This is a genomic window from Pseudomonas fluorescens NCIMB 11764 (genome assembly GCF_000293885.2).
GTDB lineage: Bacteria > Pseudomonadota > Gammaproteobacteria > Pseudomonadales > Pseudomonadaceae > Aquipseudomonas > Aquipseudomonas fluorescens_B.
Map to the genome: position 1 here is coordinate 2807380 of NZ_CP010945.1, position 14344 is coordinate 2821723.

12 protein-coding genes are annotated in these 14344 nt (G+C 57.8%); 8 read left to right on the forward strand and 4 right to left on the reverse strand.

The genetic code is table 11. The annotated features are described in order from the left end of the window. Positions 1-116: 116 nt before the first annotated feature. Positions 117-2171, reverse strand: a complete 2055-nt coding sequence (locus tag B723_RS12895) for a S9 family peptidase (RefSeq protein WP_017337001.1) — start codon at positions 2169-2171, stop codon at positions 117-119. A 1215-nt stretch (positions 2172-3386) separates the two neighbouring features. Between B723_RS12895 and ltrA the strand changes: the two genes are divergently transcribed. The 4 genes from ltrA (at position 3387) to B723_RS12915 (ending at position 7038) form a co-directional block, all read left to right on the forward strand. Beyond that, positions 3387-5084: a group II intron reverse transcriptase/maturase gene (gene ltrA, locus B723_RS12900; protein ID WP_017337003.1), complete on the forward strand. Its 1698-nt coding sequence runs from the start codon at positions 3387-3389 to the stop codon at positions 5082-5084. Between the two features lie 95 nt (positions 5085-5179). Then, entirely contained in the window at positions 5180-5677 is a 498-nt protein-coding gene (locus B723_RS12905; RefSeq protein WP_017337004.1) for a hypothetical protein, read from the forward strand. 30 nt (positions 5678-5707) lie between these two features. Beyond that, positions 5708-6484, forward strand: coding sequence for a class II glutamine amidotransferase (locus B723_RS12910; protein ID WP_017337005.1), 777 nt, complete (start codon positions 5708-5710; stop codon positions 6482-6484). 11 nt (positions 6485-6495) lie between these two features. Further along, positions 6496-7038 (forward strand): DUF2937 family protein, encoded by a 543-nt coding sequence (locus B723_RS12915; RefSeq protein WP_017337006.1) that lies wholly within the window; start codon positions 6496-6498, stop codon positions 7036-7038. A 123-nt stretch (positions 7039-7161) separates the two neighbouring features. Here B723_RS12915 and B723_RS12920 read toward each other — a convergent pair whose 3' ends face one another. The 3 genes from B723_RS12920 to B723_RS12930 all read right to left on the reverse strand — a co-directional run bounded on the left by B723_RS12920 (position 7162) and on the right by B723_RS12930 (position 10417). After that, the gene (locus tag B723_RS12920; protein ID WP_017337007.1) at positions 7162-8340 is read right to left on the reverse strand and encodes a vWA domain-containing protein; all 1179 of its coding nucleotides are present in this window, start codon (positions 8338-8340) and stop codon (positions 7162-7164) included. A 12-nt stretch (positions 8341-8352) separates the two neighbouring features. Next, positions 8353-9198, reverse strand: a complete 846-nt coding sequence (locus B723_RS12925; RefSeq protein ID WP_017337008.1) for an AAA family ATPase — start codon at positions 9196-9198, stop codon at positions 8353-8355. Positions 9199-9340: 142 nt separating this feature from the next. Further along, the gene (locus B723_RS12930; RefSeq protein ID WP_017337009.1) at positions 9341-10417 is read right to left on the reverse strand and encodes a DUF748 domain-containing protein; all 1077 of its coding nucleotides are present in this window, start codon (positions 10415-10417) and stop codon (positions 9341-9343) included. A gap of 127 nt (positions 10418-10544) precedes the next feature. Here B723_RS12930 and cysK point away from each other — a divergent pair, with 127 nt between their 5' ends. The 4 genes from cysK to B723_RS12945 all read left to right on the forward strand — a co-directional run bounded on the left by cysK (position 10545) and on the right by B723_RS12945 (position 14018). Then, positions 10545-11519: a cysteine synthase A gene (gene cysK / locus B723_RS12935; RefSeq protein WP_017337010.1), complete on the forward strand. Its 975-nt coding sequence runs from the start codon at positions 10545-10547 to the stop codon at positions 11517-11519. 220 nt (positions 11520-11739) lie between these two features. Further along, positions 11740-12678, forward strand: a complete 939-nt coding sequence (locus B723_RS12940; RefSeq protein WP_017337011.1) for an aspartyl/asparaginyl beta-hydroxylase domain-containing protein — start codon at positions 11740-11742, stop codon at positions 12676-12678. Positions 12679-12889: 211 nt separating this feature from the next. Continuing rightward, positions 12890-13054 (forward strand): hypothetical protein, encoded by a 165-nt coding sequence (locus B723_RS33445; RefSeq protein WP_193393006.1) that lies wholly within the window; start codon positions 12890-12892, stop codon positions 13052-13054. A 100-nt stretch (positions 13055-13154) separates the two neighbouring features. Next, entirely contained in the window at positions 13155-14018 is an 864-nt protein-coding gene (locus B723_RS12945) for a DMT family transporter (RefSeq protein WP_017337012.1), read from the forward strand. The last annotated feature ends 326 nt before the right edge of the window (positions 14019-14344 follow it).

A 14344-nucleotide genomic window follows, 5' to 3' on the forward strand; every position in this document is an offset into this window, starting at 1 on the left:
CAACATTGATGTTGAATGTGCTGGCTTTCTTCGCGAGCGAGCCCGCTCTCACATTGGAATTGTGTGGGAGCAGACCCGGTGTCTGGTCTTAAGACCGACGTGTCAGGCCAAGTTCCTCAGGCAATCCCCAAAACCTTGAAAACAAATGCGTATTCGAGTGCTACGTCACGTAATCCCTGGTAACGACCGCTCATCCCGCCATGCCCGGCGCCCAGCTCGGTCTTGAGCAGCAGCGGGTTGCTGTCGGTTTTGGTCGCGCGCAACCTGGCCACCCATTTGGCCGCTTCCCAATATTGCACGCGACTGTCGTTGTAGCCGGCGACCACCAGCGTCGCCGGATAAGCCTGTGCAGTGACGTTTTCGTACGGGGCGTAAGCCTTGATCCGATCATAAACGTCCGGCTCTTCAGGATTGCCCCACTCGTCGTATTCCGTGACGGTCAGCGGCAGCTCCGGGTCGAGCATGGTGTTCAGCACGTCGACGAACGGCACTTCGGCAATTGCCGCGCCGAACAGCTCCGGACGCATGTTGAGCACCGCGCCAATCAACAAGCCGCCAGCACTGCCGCCGCTTACCGCCAGTTGCTTTGATGTGGTGAAGCCATTGGCGATCAGGTGCTCGGCGCAGGCGATGAAGTCGCTGAAGGTGTTGTGCTTGTGTTCCTGCTTGCCGGCGCGATACCAGGCTTCTCCCAGTTCGCCGCCACCCCGCACGTGGGCGATGGCAAACGCCACGCCGCGATCCAGCAGGCTCAGGCGCGCATGGGAGAACCACGGGTCGAGGCTTTCGCCGTAGGCGCCGTAGCCGTACAGATAAAGTGGCGTCGGCTTACCGAGGGCCTCGCGTTTGACGACCAGGCTGATCGGCACTTGCGTACCGTCCGGCGCTGTCGCCCACAGGCGCTGGCTGACGTAGGCGTCGGCGTCGAACGGACCGAGCACCGGGGTTTCCTTCAACACTTTCTGTTCGCCGCTGACCAGTTCCAGTTGGCGGATCTGCGCCGGACGGTTCAGCGCTTCGTAACGCAAACGGATGCGGTCGCTGACGAATTCCAGGCTGTTTTGCACGTGCAGGCTGTAGGCCGCATCCGGCAACTGCACGCGGTAGCTCGGAAGGTCTTGCGGGTGGACTTGGATGATCGGCAAGCCACCTTCACGCAGGCTGAGGGTCAAGGCCCGGGCGTTGAGGCTCATGCCGTCGATCATCGTGGTGTCGCTGTGGGGAATCAGGTTCTGCCAGTCGGCTTCGGTCGGCGCAATGCCGGTATCGACAGCCGTGTACAAGGCAAAGTTGATGCCGTCGCGGTTGGTGCGAATGAACCAGGTCCATTGGCCATCGAGTGCGCCGTGATCAACGTCGTACTCATGGTCTTCAACCCTCGGCGCGATGCAGGTGAACGCCTGTTGCGGCTGGGACGCGTCGAGCACCCAGACTTCGCTGGTGGTCTTGCTGCCCAGCGCCAGCAGTAATTGCTGCTCCGAACTCGAGCGATAGCAATGCATGAAGAAGCGGCCGTCCGACTCATGGAACACTTCTTCGGCCGCCGTGCCGTCCAGTCGATAGCGGAACAGTTTGTGCGGGCGGTGGGTGTCGTCCAGTTCGCCGAAGAACAGCGTCAGGCTGTCGTTGGCCCAGATCATGCTGCCATCGCAGTCCGAGAATTCCAGTTCGCTGACGCGGCCGCTGGATAATTCCTTCACGAACAGGGTGTAAATCTCATCGCCGGTGGAGTCGATACTGTAGGCGAGGCGCTGGTGGTCCGGGCTGATACTGAACGCACCGAGGGAAAAGAAGCCGCCGTTGGCCAGTTCGTTCGGGTCCAGCAGCAGTTGTTCGTGGGCTTCATCGAGCTGCAGGCTGTCATCCGCCGGGCGGGGGCAGCGGTAGTGACGAGCGTATTCGTCACCGGCCGTGGTGCGCGTGTAATACAGATACGGGCCCCACGGGGAGGGCAGCGACAGGTCGGTTTCGAGAATCCGGCCCTTGATCTCTTCGAACAGGGTTTCGCGCAACCCGGCCTGATCGGCGGTTTGCGCCTCTTGATAGCGGTTTTCAGCCTTGAGGTAATCGAGCACCGCGTCGGTGTCGCGTTCCTGTAGCCAGGCATACGGGTCAGAACCTTCGGCCTTGTGGGCAATCGGGGCGCTGGTCATGTTGGCGGATACGGGCATGAAGGGGTCTCGGACGATGTACGGAATTAGGGCTTCGCAGGGGGCAGGAAACATCCTGATGCCTTACACAGATCCCTGTGGGAGTCTTGACCGGCTGGCATTGGGACAAGCCTGACGTGCGAAAAGTCGTTACTATAAGCGCCTCTGTGCGACACGCGTAGCGTGTCTTCAAGACTTCAAGGTGTATGGTCATCTTGAAGGGTTTTCGAAAGGAAACCGACAGCTTGGGTAACCAATCCCGAGAAACAAAATCGTTCCAGAAGTCCAATGCCTTCAAGGACTTGCCGCTGCGGCGGTGGCACCCCAAGGTCGACTAGCGCTCGGAGGTTCGACCACAGAACGGGTTTCACTGGTTCTGGAGCGCCCATCAAATCATCGGTTCTTTTTAGAACCCTACCCATGCGGGAGAGAATCCCCGCAGGGGTTTTCTCCTGCTTCTGAAACAGGAGGAAATAATTCTTTGGGCATGCTGCTAGTCAGTTCCTGCCCCCCTCAATGTGAAGACGCGAGCGAAAGCTCTGTCTGTCATTGTCCATCTAGCTTGTCCTCAAGCTAGCAGCGGACTCGTTGTGCGACCAACGATAGCCTAGGAAGACATGCGTCACTGGTAACGGTGAGGTGTGAAGCTCTTCTCACAATGTAGTCCCCGTCAGGGTGTGCTTTTGCCGCGAGGCAAAGCATAGATGCTCGGAGCAGTGCCGGGTTGAGACGCTAGGCTGGTTGGCATGGGTAACGTAAGTGAACTGCTGATAAACGCCGTGATTATAAACAAGCCAAAACTGCTGTCAGGCTTGAGCCAAAAGGCACGTGGTCGGATACCTCTGTAGAGGCTTGAGGTACGTCGTCATAGGACCATCGGTGAAAAGGCAGACCCTAAACCAATCGTGTGACAGGCAGGGAACGTGGTAAGCCCGTATGGCTGCCCTTCGGGCAGGTGAACCGTAAGGTGAGCTGTTGGCGGTGCGGGTATGGGATCGCAGAGAAAGCGAAAGCTGGGCTGTAATGGCTCGGATAGGGGTTGGGACATTACCCCACGGGAAACCGGGCAGACTTCTGCGTGGTCTTTCGTCGCATGAACTCTGAGTAAACCTGTCTCAATGTACGTAGAGGTCCAGCTGTAACGGACCTTTTATTAATCTAGCCCTGACGGGAGCGTCCATTCCCGTCAGGGGATGCGTACGTCTTTCGCTTGGGGAAACTTGAGAGGAAGGCAGCATGTTAGAACATAGCCAAATGGCCGTGTCTGCGCCTTCCGGCGCTCCGCAGCACTGGCATGACATCGATTGGTGGCGTGTCCAGCGGAATGTCCGGGCGATGCAGATACGGATTGCGAAGGCTTGTCGGGAAGGCAACTGGCGCAGGGTGAAAACCCTGCAGCGGATGCTGACCCGCTCTCGCTCGGCCAGATACTTGGCCGTACGGCGAGTCACTGAAAACCAGGGTAAGCGCACGGCGGGAGTCGACCGCGTGCTCTGGGATACACCCGATGCCAAATGGAAGGCGGCAAATGGGTTGAAGCGCCATGGATATAAGCCGCGGCCTTTACGACGTGTGTTTATTCCGAAGTCAAATGGAAAGGAGCGTCCTCTGGGCATTCCAACCATGACGGACAGGGCTATGCAGGCGCTGTATCTGCTGGCTCTGGCGCCTATTGCAGAAACCACGGGTGATCCAAATAGCTACGGCTTCAGGATCGAACGCTCTACGGCGGATGCGATGGGGCAGCTGTTCGTTTGCCTATCCAAAAAGGTTTCGGCCCAATGGGTTTTGGAGGCGGACATCAAAGGCTGTTTTGACCATATCAATCATGACTGGCTAATCGCCAACGTCCCAACGGACAAAGTGGTTCTCCGGAAATGGTTGAAAACTGGTGTGATTCATAAAGGCCAGCTACAGGCAACGGATGCCGGTACGCCACAGGGCGGGATTATCTCGCCCACCATGGCAAATTTGGTGCTGGATGGGCTGGAGTCACAACTCAAGCTGTACTGGGGGGTGACAAAGGCCAAGAAGCTGAAAATCAATGTGGTGCGTTATGCGGATGACTTTGTGATAACTGGAACCTCGCGAGAGGTGCTGGAAACTGAAGTCAGACCTTGGGTAGAGCAATTCCTCGCGACGCGTGGATTGCAGTTGTCACCCGAGAAAACCCATGTCATCCATATAGAAGAAGGCTTCGACTTCCTTGGTTGGAATTTCCGCAAGTTCGATGGGAAGCTTCTGATCAAACCGAGCAAGAAGAACGTCAAGGCGTTCTACTGCAAAGTGAAGGAGGTCATCAGCACCAACAAGACGGTGACGCAAGACTATCTGATAGGTCTGCTTAATCCGATCTTGAAAGGCTGGGCGTTGTATCACCAGCCAGTAGTCGCCAAGCAGGCGTATAGCCGCATGGATAACCAAATATTCCATGCTTTATGGCGTTGGGCAAAACGGCGGCACCCTAACAAATCGCTGGAGTGGATCAGGAAGAAGTATTTCCAAAGTCACGAAAGTAAAAACTGGGTGTTCTCCACCGTTGTGCTGGAAGAAAGCGGGACAAAACGGACGATCGCGTTGTATTCGCTAGCGGATACGCCGATTGAGAGGCACAAGAAGGTGAGTGGGGAGTACAACCCCTTCGATCCCTCAATGGAAGAAATGGGTGAGAAGCTGCGTATGGCGCGGATGCTGAACAAGCTGAAGTACCGCAAGCAGATTTTGAGCCTATTCCAGAGCCAAAAAGGAGTGTGTCTGCTGTGCAAGGAACCGATTAACAAGGAGACGGGATGGCATGACCATCACATCGTTCATCGCTCCCAAGGCGGTGGAGACACCTTGGATAACCGAGTACTATTGCATCCAGTTTGTCACCAACAGCTTCATAGCCGTGGATTGACAGTGAACAAGCCGGCTCCGCGAGGAGCTTACTAAAGACTTGAGCCGTATGCGCTGAAAGGCGCACGTACGGTTCTTAGGGGGAGGCAGGCCAGTAATGGTCTGTCTCCACCCGACTTGCCTGCCTTGCCATGGACACCATGACCGAGAACGACTATCTGATCGCCTGGGGCCTCTACGCCTTCGCCGCTTTAGGCTGCCTGTTGGTGTGGATGCGCATGACCCGCTGGATGTGGCGCTGGCTGCGGGAGCCGTTGCGACTGCTGGTCGCCGTGTTGCTGTTCAGTCCGACGATCATCGATCCGGTGAAGGAAAAGGTCGCCCCGGCCATCGCCATCACCGCCCTGGACCTCGCGTTCAAGGTTGGCAACAACGCCTGGCGGGCGGTCTCCGACCTGCTCATGTACGGCATGATCGCCTTCGGCCTTTATCTGGTGCTCGTCGCGATCCGCTTCCCGATCGAACGCGCCGCCAAGGCGCGCAAGGAACGGACGGCGGCTGCCAAGGCTGCGGCCAAGGCCGACGATCCTGAAGACGATCATCCTTTCGGCGGTGCCGGTGATGACCGTTATGGTCGCCCGCCGGTCCCGAGCAACCCTCAGCGTATGCGCGTAGAACCGCGTTTGTAACCTTGCCCCTGCCTTACAGAGAGTCCGAACATGTGTGAGTTATTGGGCATGAGCGCCAATGTGCCGACCGATATCGTGTTCAGCTTCACCGGTCTGATGCAGCGCGGCGGTCGTACCGGTCCGCACCGTGACGGTTGGGGCATCGCGTTCTATGAGGGCCGTGGCCTGCGGCTGTTCCAGGATCCGGCGGCCAGCAGTGAGTCGGAAGTTGCTAATCTGGTGCAGCGCTATCCGATCAAGAGCGAAGTGGTGATCGGGCACATCCGCCAGGCCAATGTCGGCAAGGTCTGCCTGTCCAACACTCATCCGTTCGTGCGCGAACTGTGGGGGCGCAACTGGTGTTTCGCCCACAACGGCCAGCTCGCGGATTTTCAACCCATCACAAGCTTTTACCGCCCGGTCGGCGATACCGACAGTGAAGCGGCCTTTTGTGATTTGCTCAATCGTGTGCGCGCAGCGTTTCCGGAACCGGTAGAGATCGAAGCGCTTTTGCCCGATCTGGTGGCCGCCTGCGCCGAATACCGCGGCAAGGGTGTGTTCAATTGCCTGCTCAGCGATGGCGATTGGCTCTTCTGTTACTGCTCGACCAAACTGGCGCAGATTACCCGTCGTGCACCGTTCGGCCCGGCGCGCTTGAAAGATGTCGACGTGATCGTCGACTTCCAGGCCGAAACCACGCCCAACGATGTGGTCACGGTGATCGCCACCGAACCCCTGACCGAAAACGAAACCTGGACCCGCTACGAACCGGGCCAATGGAGCCTGTGGCGACGCGGTGAATGCGTCAGCCAGGGCAAGACCGAATAAAGGACGCTCACATGTTGCTCAGTTATCTACGGCTGGTGTTGTTCGCGGCGGGCCTGTTGATCGGTGTCCAGGTGCCGGGGTTCATCAACGATTACGCCAAGCGGGTCGAGGCCCACCTGATCGAGGCACAGACCGGTCTTAGCGGCTTTCAGGGCACCGCCAATCAATTCTTCAAGGGCGACATGCAGGCCCTGGTCGCCCATTACCGCGCCAGCGAAGACCCGATCTTTCGCAGCGATGCCGACAGCCTGAGCAACCTGCTCACCCGTCAGCTGGCCCTCGATAAACAATTCCAGGCCATGCAAGGCCCGTGGTACATCCGTTTCCTGCAGGTTGTACTGGCCGCCGACCCGGACATCCGCAAGGAAACCTGGAACGGCTACAGCTACCAGATCCTGCTGACGCCAGAAGCGATGATCTGGGGCATGAGTGGCGCGTTGCTGTTGTCGTTCGGGATTGAATGCCTGTTCAGGCTGATCGATTGGGTGGTGCTGGGCGGCAAGCGCCTGCGCCAGAGCCGGCCGATTGAAGAGCGGGATTTGCGCGGGTTGTAAGAGGGGCCATGCGAACCCTGTGGCGAGGGAGCTTGCTCCCGCTCGGCTGCGAAGCAGCCGCCAAGCTTTTGGGGCGCTGCGCGACCCAGCGGGAGCAAGCTCCCTCGCCACAAGTTCGGTGTGCTATTTGGAAAGAAACCGCATCCCTTCTTCAAGCCCCCGCAACGTCAGCGGGTACATCTGGTCATCAATCAAATCCCGCACGATATTGGTCGACGACGTATAGCCCCACGTATCTTTCGGATACGGGTTAATCCAGATGAGCTTCTTGTACTTTTCCTTGAACCGCTGCATCCACACGTAACCGGCTTCTTCGTTCCAGTGCTCGACGCTGCCGCCGGCCTGGGTGATTTCATAGGGCGCCATGGCGGCGTCACCGATGAAGATCACTTTGTAGTCGGCGCCGTACTTGTGCAACAAGTCCTGGGTCGAGGTGCGTTCGGAGGTGCGGCGCATGTTGTTCTTCCACACCGACTCGTAAATGAAGTTGTGGAAGTAGAAGTACTCAAGATGCTTGAACTCGGTCTTGCAGGCCGAGAACAACTCTTCGCAGATCTTCACGTGGGCATCCATCGAGCCGCCGATGTCGAACAGCAGCAACAGCTTGACGGTGTTGCGCCGCTCCGGCCGCATCTGGATGTTCAGCAACCCGGCATCTTTCGCGGTGTGATCGATGGTGCCATCGATGTCGAGCTCTTCCGCCGCACCCTGACGGGCAAATTTACGCAGCCGGCGCAGGGCAACCTTGATGTTGCGCGTGCCCAGTTCCACCGAATCGTCGAGGTTTTTGTACTCGCGCTGATCCCAGACCTTGGCTGCCTTGCCCTGGCGCTTGCCGGCATCACCGACCCGAATGCCTTCCGGGTTGAACCCGCCGGAGCCGAACGGGCTGGTGCCGCCGGTGCCGATCCACTTGTTGCCGCCGGCGTGGCGTTCTTTCTGTTCTTCGAGGCGTTTCTTGAACTCTTCGATCAGCTTGTCCAGGCCGCCGAGGGACTGGATCGCCGCCCGCTCTTCGTCGGTCAGCGAGCGCTCGAATTCCTTGCGCAACCAGTCTTCGGGAATCAAGGCCTGAAGGTGATCGTCGAGTTTTTCCAGGCCATTGAAGTAAGCACCGAAGGCCCGGTCGAACTTGTCGAAATGCTTTTCGTCCTTCACCAGAATCGTCCGGGACAGGTAGTAGAACTCGTCCATGTCGGCGAAGGTCACGCGCTGTTTCAGCGCGTTGATCAGATCCAGCAGCTCGCGCACCGAGACCGGCACCTTGGCTGCGCGCATTTCATTGAACAGGTTGAGCAGCATGGCATCAGCCTCTTAGCGGGTGCCGCGACGGCTCATGAACGCCAGACGCTCAAGCAGTTGCACGTCCTGTTCGTTCTTGACCAAAGCACCGGCCAACGGCGGGATGGCCTTGGTCGGATCGCGTTCGCGCAGCACGGCCTCGCCGATATTGTCGGCCATCAGCAGCTTCAGCCAGTCCACCAGTTCGGAGGTCGATGGCTTTTTCTTCAGGCCCGGCACCTTGCGCACGTCGAAGAACACGTCCAGCGCTTCGCTGACCAGGTCCTTCTTGATGTCCGGATAGTGCACATCGACGATCCGCTGCATCGTGACGCGATCCGGGAAGGCGATGTAGTGGAAGAAGCAGCGGCGCAGGAAGGCGTCAGGCAGCTCTTTTTCGTTGTTGGAGGTAATGATGATGATCGGGCGCTTCTTGGCCTTGATGGTCTCGTCGATCTCGTAAACATAGAACTCCATCTTGTCGAGTTCTTGCAGCAGGTCGTTCGGGAACTCGATGTCGGCCTTGTCGATTTCGTCGATCAGCAGGATCACCCGCTCTTCAGACTCGAAAGCCTCCCAGAGCTTGCCCTTTTTCAGGTAATTACGAACGTCGTGAACCTTTTCCGTGCCCAGCTGCGAATCGCGCAGGCGGCTGACCGCGTCGTACTCGTACAGGCCTTGATGCGCCTTGGTCGTGGATTTGATGTGCCAGGTGATCAGCCTGGCGCCGAAGGACTCGGCCAGTTGCTCGGCCAACATGGTCTTGCCGGTGCCCGGCTCGCCCTTGACCAGCAGCGGGCGCTCCAGGGTGATGGCGGCGTTGACCGCCAGCTTCAGGTCATCGGTGGCGACGTAGGCCTGGGTGCCTTCGAACTTCATCTGCTAATCCTCGAACGGTAACGCCGACCTGACGGGGCAGGGCGGGGCGCAATAATTGTAGTACCCGACTATAACGCGCTGCCCGGTCGACTGTGAACGCAGACGGCTTATTCAGTCTCTGAATGGGGCGTCACATCTTGACTCAGTCCGCTTCCGGCTTCGGCCGTTCATACCGGGCATTGAAGGCCTGGACAAAACCATTACGCAAAATCTGCAAAAACGCCTGGAACGCGCTGATGTCTTGCCTATGAACGTTGCCGCTCAGTTCCACACGCGTGGCAAACTGGTTTTTGCCCTGGTTTTTCAGCACGGTTTCGGAGCCGCCGACTATGGCCTCCCAAATGGACCGGAACAGCCCTTTGTCCTTGTTTTCTACGTCCTGCTGCCAATTGAAAACGTCAACATCCTTCAGGAGCGGTTTGATGTAGCCGGTCAATTGGGCCTTTTTCGCTTGCGCTTCAATCACCACATCACCGTGCCCGGCATTGAAATCGAACTTGCCATAGGCCGAGGCGAAGTCGTTCATGCGTTTGAGTTCAATGTCCCTGGCGCGCAGGCGGAACTGGAAGTCTTCGAAATTGCTCAGCGGATCGAAGGTCGCGGTGGTTTCCAACGGGGCGTGCCCCAGCAGCAGCGCTTTGCCGTCGAAGCGTGCGTCGCGCTTGCCTTCCTTGTCGACGACGTTGGTCAGGTTGTAAATGCTGGCGTTGACCTGGGTCGCGTTCATGTTCACGGGAGGCTTGGAGTTGAAATTTCTGAAGCTGATCTTGCCATCGAAGATACGTACTTCGTCCAGGGTGATCGGTGCCAGTTTGCTCAATTGCGCGCGCCAGTCGGTGCCCTGGCCGGTCTGCGAGTTTTGCTTGTTGGCGCCGCCATCGACGAAGTTCACCTCGGGGTTGAAGAACTGCACCTTGGCCACCACCGCATGGTCGTACAGGAGCGAGTGCCAGCTCACGGCAAGGTCGATCAACGGCGCATTGACGAAGGGCACCGGGACCTTGCCATCGACCTTGACGATTTTCAGCCCGTTGATTTTGTAGGCGCCGCGCCACAGTGCCAGGTCAACGTCGGTGATCTGTCCACGGTAGTCGCCCATGTCGGCGAGCTTGTCATTCAGGTAGTCACGCACCATGTAGGGCAGGGCCACATGCAAGGCAATCAGTAGCACAACGAGGCCGACGAGGATCCACAAGGGCCAGCTGTATCGACGTTTCATGATGGCAAATCTCCGGCGATGTAAGACCATTGACTGCGGTGGTCACCGGACGTTCGACCCGACTGGACGACCACGGGCAACAGGCATACCGTGAAGGGCTAATTCAACGCTGCATAAGGACCCAGCCATGAGCCGTATTTTTGCTGACAACGCCCATTCCATCGGCAATACGCCGCTGGTGCAGATCAACCGCATCGCACCGCGTGGCGTGACCATCCTGGCCAAGATCGAGGGGCGCAATCCAGGTTATTCGGTCAAGTGCCGGATCGGAGCGAACATGATCTGGGACGCCGAAAGCACCGGCAAACTCAAGCCTGGCATGACCATCGTCGAGCCCACCTCTGGCAATACCGGCATTGGTCTGGCGTTTGTTGCCGCTGCACGGGGCTACAAGCTGATGTTGACCATGCCGGCGTCCATGAGCATTGAGCGTCGCAAAGTGCTCAAGGCACTCGGCGCCGAACTGGTGCTGACCGAACCGGCCAAGGGCATGAAAGGCGCGATCGAAAAGGCAGCTGAAATTGTTGCCAGCGACCCGTCCACCTATTTCATGCCCGCACAATTCGAGAATCCGGCCAACCCGGCCATCCACGAGAAAACCACCGGTCCGGAAATCTGGAACGACACCGACGGCGCGGTCGATGTGCTGGTGGCGGGCGTAGGAACGGGTGGAACCATTACCGGCGTTTCGCGGTATATAAAGAATACCCAAGGCAAACCGATTCTTTCCGTGGCGGTTGAACCGGTGGTTTCGCCGGTGATTACGCAGAAGCTGGCCGGGGAAGAAATCAAACCGAGCCCGCACAAGATCCAGGGCATCGGCGCCGGTTTTGTACCGAAGAACCTGGACCTGTCGATGGTGGACCGTGTCGAGCTGGTGACCGACGATGAATCCAAGGCCATGGCCCTGCGCTTGATGCAGGAAGAGGGCATTTTGTGCGGCATCTCTTGCGGAGCTGCCATGGCTGTGGCGGTACGCCTGGCGGAAACCCCGGAAATGCAGGGCAAGACGATCGTGGTGATCCTGCCCGATTCTGGCGAGCGCTACCTGTCGAGCATGCTGTTCAGTGACCTGTTTACCGAACAGGAGAATCAGCAATAGACGTTGCCAAAGCCGTGATTATTTGATCGTGGGGTGGGGGGTTGATTCAGATCAGCCCCCGTTCAGGAACGCTATGGTAAGAAGTGCTTTATTGCATAATTCTTAACAGTGAATGTTGAGTTAGACGGGTTTTTCCCGTGGCCGGTAATGTTTATCATGGCCGGCTGCAACGTCGGGTAAATGGCGTTGTGCAGAGTTGTTTTTTCTCAAGGAGTTGTTGATGACCTTTTCCTTTGCCGCGAAGGCGTCGCTGTTGCTGCTGTTCCTGGGCAGTACTCTTTATGTGCATTTGCGCGGCAAGGCGCGTTTGCCGGCCTTGCGTCAGTTCGTCAACCACTCCGCGCTCTTCGCGCCTTATAACGCCTTGATGTACCTGTTCTCCAGCGTGCCGTCCAAACCTTATCTGGACCGCAGCAAGTTCCCGGAGCTGGATGTGCTCAAGGACAACTGGGAAGTCATCCGCGACGAAGCGATGCACCTGTTCGATGAGGGTTACATTCGCGCCGCCGAGAAAAATAACGACGCCGGTTTTGGTTCGTTCTTCAAGAAAGGCTGGAAGCGCTTCTACCTCAAGTGGTACGACAAACCCCTGCCATCGGCCGAAGCGCTGTGTCCGAAAACCGTGGCCCTGGTCAGCAGTATTCCCAACGTCAAAGGCGCCATGTTCGCGCTACTGCCGGGCGGCAGCCACCTCAACCCGCACCGCGATCCGTTTGCCGGTTCCTTGCGTTATCACCTGGGCCTGTCGACCCCGAACTCCGATGATTGCCGCATTTTCGTCGACGGTCAGGTGTATGCCTGGCGCGACGGTGAAGATGTGATGTTCGATGAGACGTATGTGCACTGGGTGAAGAACGAAACCGAGAAAACCCGGGTCATTTTGTTCTGCGACATCGAACGTCCGCTGAGCAACCGCGTCATGACCCGCCTCAACCGTTGGGTCAGTGGCTTGCTCGGTCGCGCAACGGCGCCGCAGAATCTCGACGACGAACGGGTTGGCGGAATCAACAAGGCTTACGCCTGGAGCAAGAAGTCCAGTGACAGGGTCAGCGGTGTGGTCAAGCAGTGGAAGCGTCGCAACCCCAAGGCTTACCGCGTGTTGCGGCCGGTGTTGGCGGTGGTGGTGTTGACGTTGTTGGGGTATTGGTTGTTTGGGTGATTCCGGGCAAGAAATGAAAAACCGCTCATTGAAGCGGTTTTTTTTCGCCGATTTAATGGTCGCCCGACATTTCTCTCGAAGGTAGTTTCGGCGCGACAGCTTTCGTTACTGGCCCTTTGTCCAAGTCATTGCAATCCGGGTCGCCCGCTGGTTATAGTCGGCGCTCGGTGTTATCCAACCCACCGTCCACTTCATCAAAAAAGATCAGCCCATGCCTGCATCCCTCATCAACGCGGTAGTCGATTCAGCGGTCAACGCTGGCGTCGTGCCGTGCGGGAATCAGCAGCCTGCGCAGATCAGTCATTACCCCCCACCTGTCCGTAGCACGCCGGTGTACGCAGTCGTATCACCGCCGGGCGTTGGCGTTTCGGGCTGATCAGTTTCTATCTAGTTGCTGTTACCCGCGCCTGCCTGAAAAAGCTACTGGATTTCAGCTTCGGCTGAGTTGGCTTTTTGCCTGACTACAGGTGGTCTTCATGTTTGTCCTTTCGAAAAAATCCGCGCTCGCGGCGGCGTCCACGAGCCTGTTCGTTCTGCTGTGGAGCAGCGGGGCGATCTTCTCCAAATGGGGCCTGGCCCATGCGTCACCCTTCGCTTTTCTGCTGATCCGCTTTGCTATCGCTCTGTGTGGGTTGGTACTGCTGGTGCCGTTGCTCAAGTTGAAACGGCCCAAGGGCGGTAAGCCGATGTTGTATGCGATGGCCACGGGCGTGGTGTTGCTGGGGGCTTATCAGATTTTCTATCTGCTGGCCCTGGACCTGAAAGTCACGCCGGGTGTGATGGCCACAATCATGGGCGTGCAGCCGATTCTCACGGTAGTGATCATGGAGCGGCAGCGTTCAGCCAGCCGAATGTTCGGGCTGACCCTGGGCCTGGTCGGTCTGGTCATGGTGGTTTACCAGGGCATCGGTCTGGCGGGTATGTCGCTGGCGGGGATGCTCTTCGGTTTGCTGGCGTTGGCGAGCATGACGTTCGGTTCGATCATGCAGAAGCGCATTACCGATAATCCCCTCGGCACGTTGCCGGTGCAGTACCTCGCGGGGTTGTTGCTGTGCGGGATCTTTGTGCCGTTCCAGCCGTTTCATTTCGAACACAGCAGCGGTTTTATCGTGCCGGTGTTGTGGATGGGGCTGGTGGTGTCGGTGCTGGCGACGCTGTTGCTTTATCGGCTTATCGCTCGGGGTAATTTGGTGAACGTCACCAGTTTGTTTTACCTGGTGCCGGCGGTGACCGCGGTGATGGATTACCTGTTTTTCGGCAACAGACTGGCGGGGTTGAGCATGCTTGGGATGGTGCTGATTATTGTTGGTTTGGGGTTTGTGTTTCGTAAGACAGGGTGACGCGGTTGGGAACCTATCCGTTTCTGCGGTAATGGCTTCTGGCGGTTTCGCTTTTACAGCGAGTCACTTGGAAAAGCCCCGAGTGAACAACCTACAGAGAGATCACAGCTAGCCTGCTAGCGATGGACTTCAACGATAACGCGTGCTGTCTGAATGAACGTGTTGTCCGGACTTCCATCGCTAGCAGGCTAGCTCCCACAGGGGGGGCGGGGGACATGACATTGGTGTTCCGCGTCGATGATCCTGACGGACTTCAGGCAGGCTCTCAGGTCGCCTCGCCTTGGCTTTTGATCTTGATCTGCCCCGTCGGAAGGCCGTACGTCAGG

Coding starts and splice junctions, on each gene's coding strand:
- B723_RS12895 (WP_017337001.1), bottom strand. CDS start 2,171: ATGCCCGTATCCGCCAACATGACCAGCGCCCCGATTGCCCACAAGGCC.
- ltrA (WP_017337003.1), top strand. CDS start 3,387: ATGTTAGAACATAGCCAAATGGCCGTGTCTGCGCCTTCCGGCGCTCCG.
- B723_RS12905 (WP_017337004.1), top strand. CDS start 5,180: ATGGACACCATGACCGAGAACGACTATCTGATCGCCTGGGGCCTCTAC.
- B723_RS12910 (WP_017337005.1), top strand. CDS start 5,708: ATGTGTGAGTTATTGGGCATGAGCGCCAATGTGCCGACCGATATCGTG.
- B723_RS12915 (WP_017337006.1), top strand. CDS start 6,496: ATGTTGCTCAGTTATCTACGGCTGGTGTTGTTCGCGGCGGGCCTGTTG.
- B723_RS12920 (WP_017337007.1), bottom strand. CDS start 8,340: ATGCTGCTCAACCTGTTCAATGAAATGCGCGCAGCCAAGGTGCCGGTC.
- B723_RS12925 (WP_017337008.1), bottom strand. CDS start 9,198: ATGAAGTTCGAAGGCACCCAGGCCTACGTCGCCACCGATGACCTGAAG.
- B723_RS12930 (WP_017337009.1), bottom strand. CDS start 10,417: ATGAAACGTCGATACAGCTGGCCCTTGTGGATCCTCGTCGGCCTCGTT.
- cysK (WP_017337010.1), top strand. CDS start 10,545: ATGAGCCGTATTTTTGCTGACAACGCCCATTCCATCGGCAATACGCCG.
- B723_RS12940 (WP_017337011.1), top strand. CDS start 11,740: ATGACCTTTTCCTTTGCCGCGAAGGCGTCGCTGTTGCTGCTGTTCCTG.
- B723_RS33445 (WP_193393006.1), top strand. CDS start 12,890: ATGCCTGCATCCCTCATCAACGCGGTAGTCGATTCAGCGGTCAACGCT.
- B723_RS12945 (WP_017337012.1), top strand. CDS start 13,155: ATGTTTGTCCTTTCGAAAAAATCCGCGCTCGCGGCGGCGTCCACGAGC.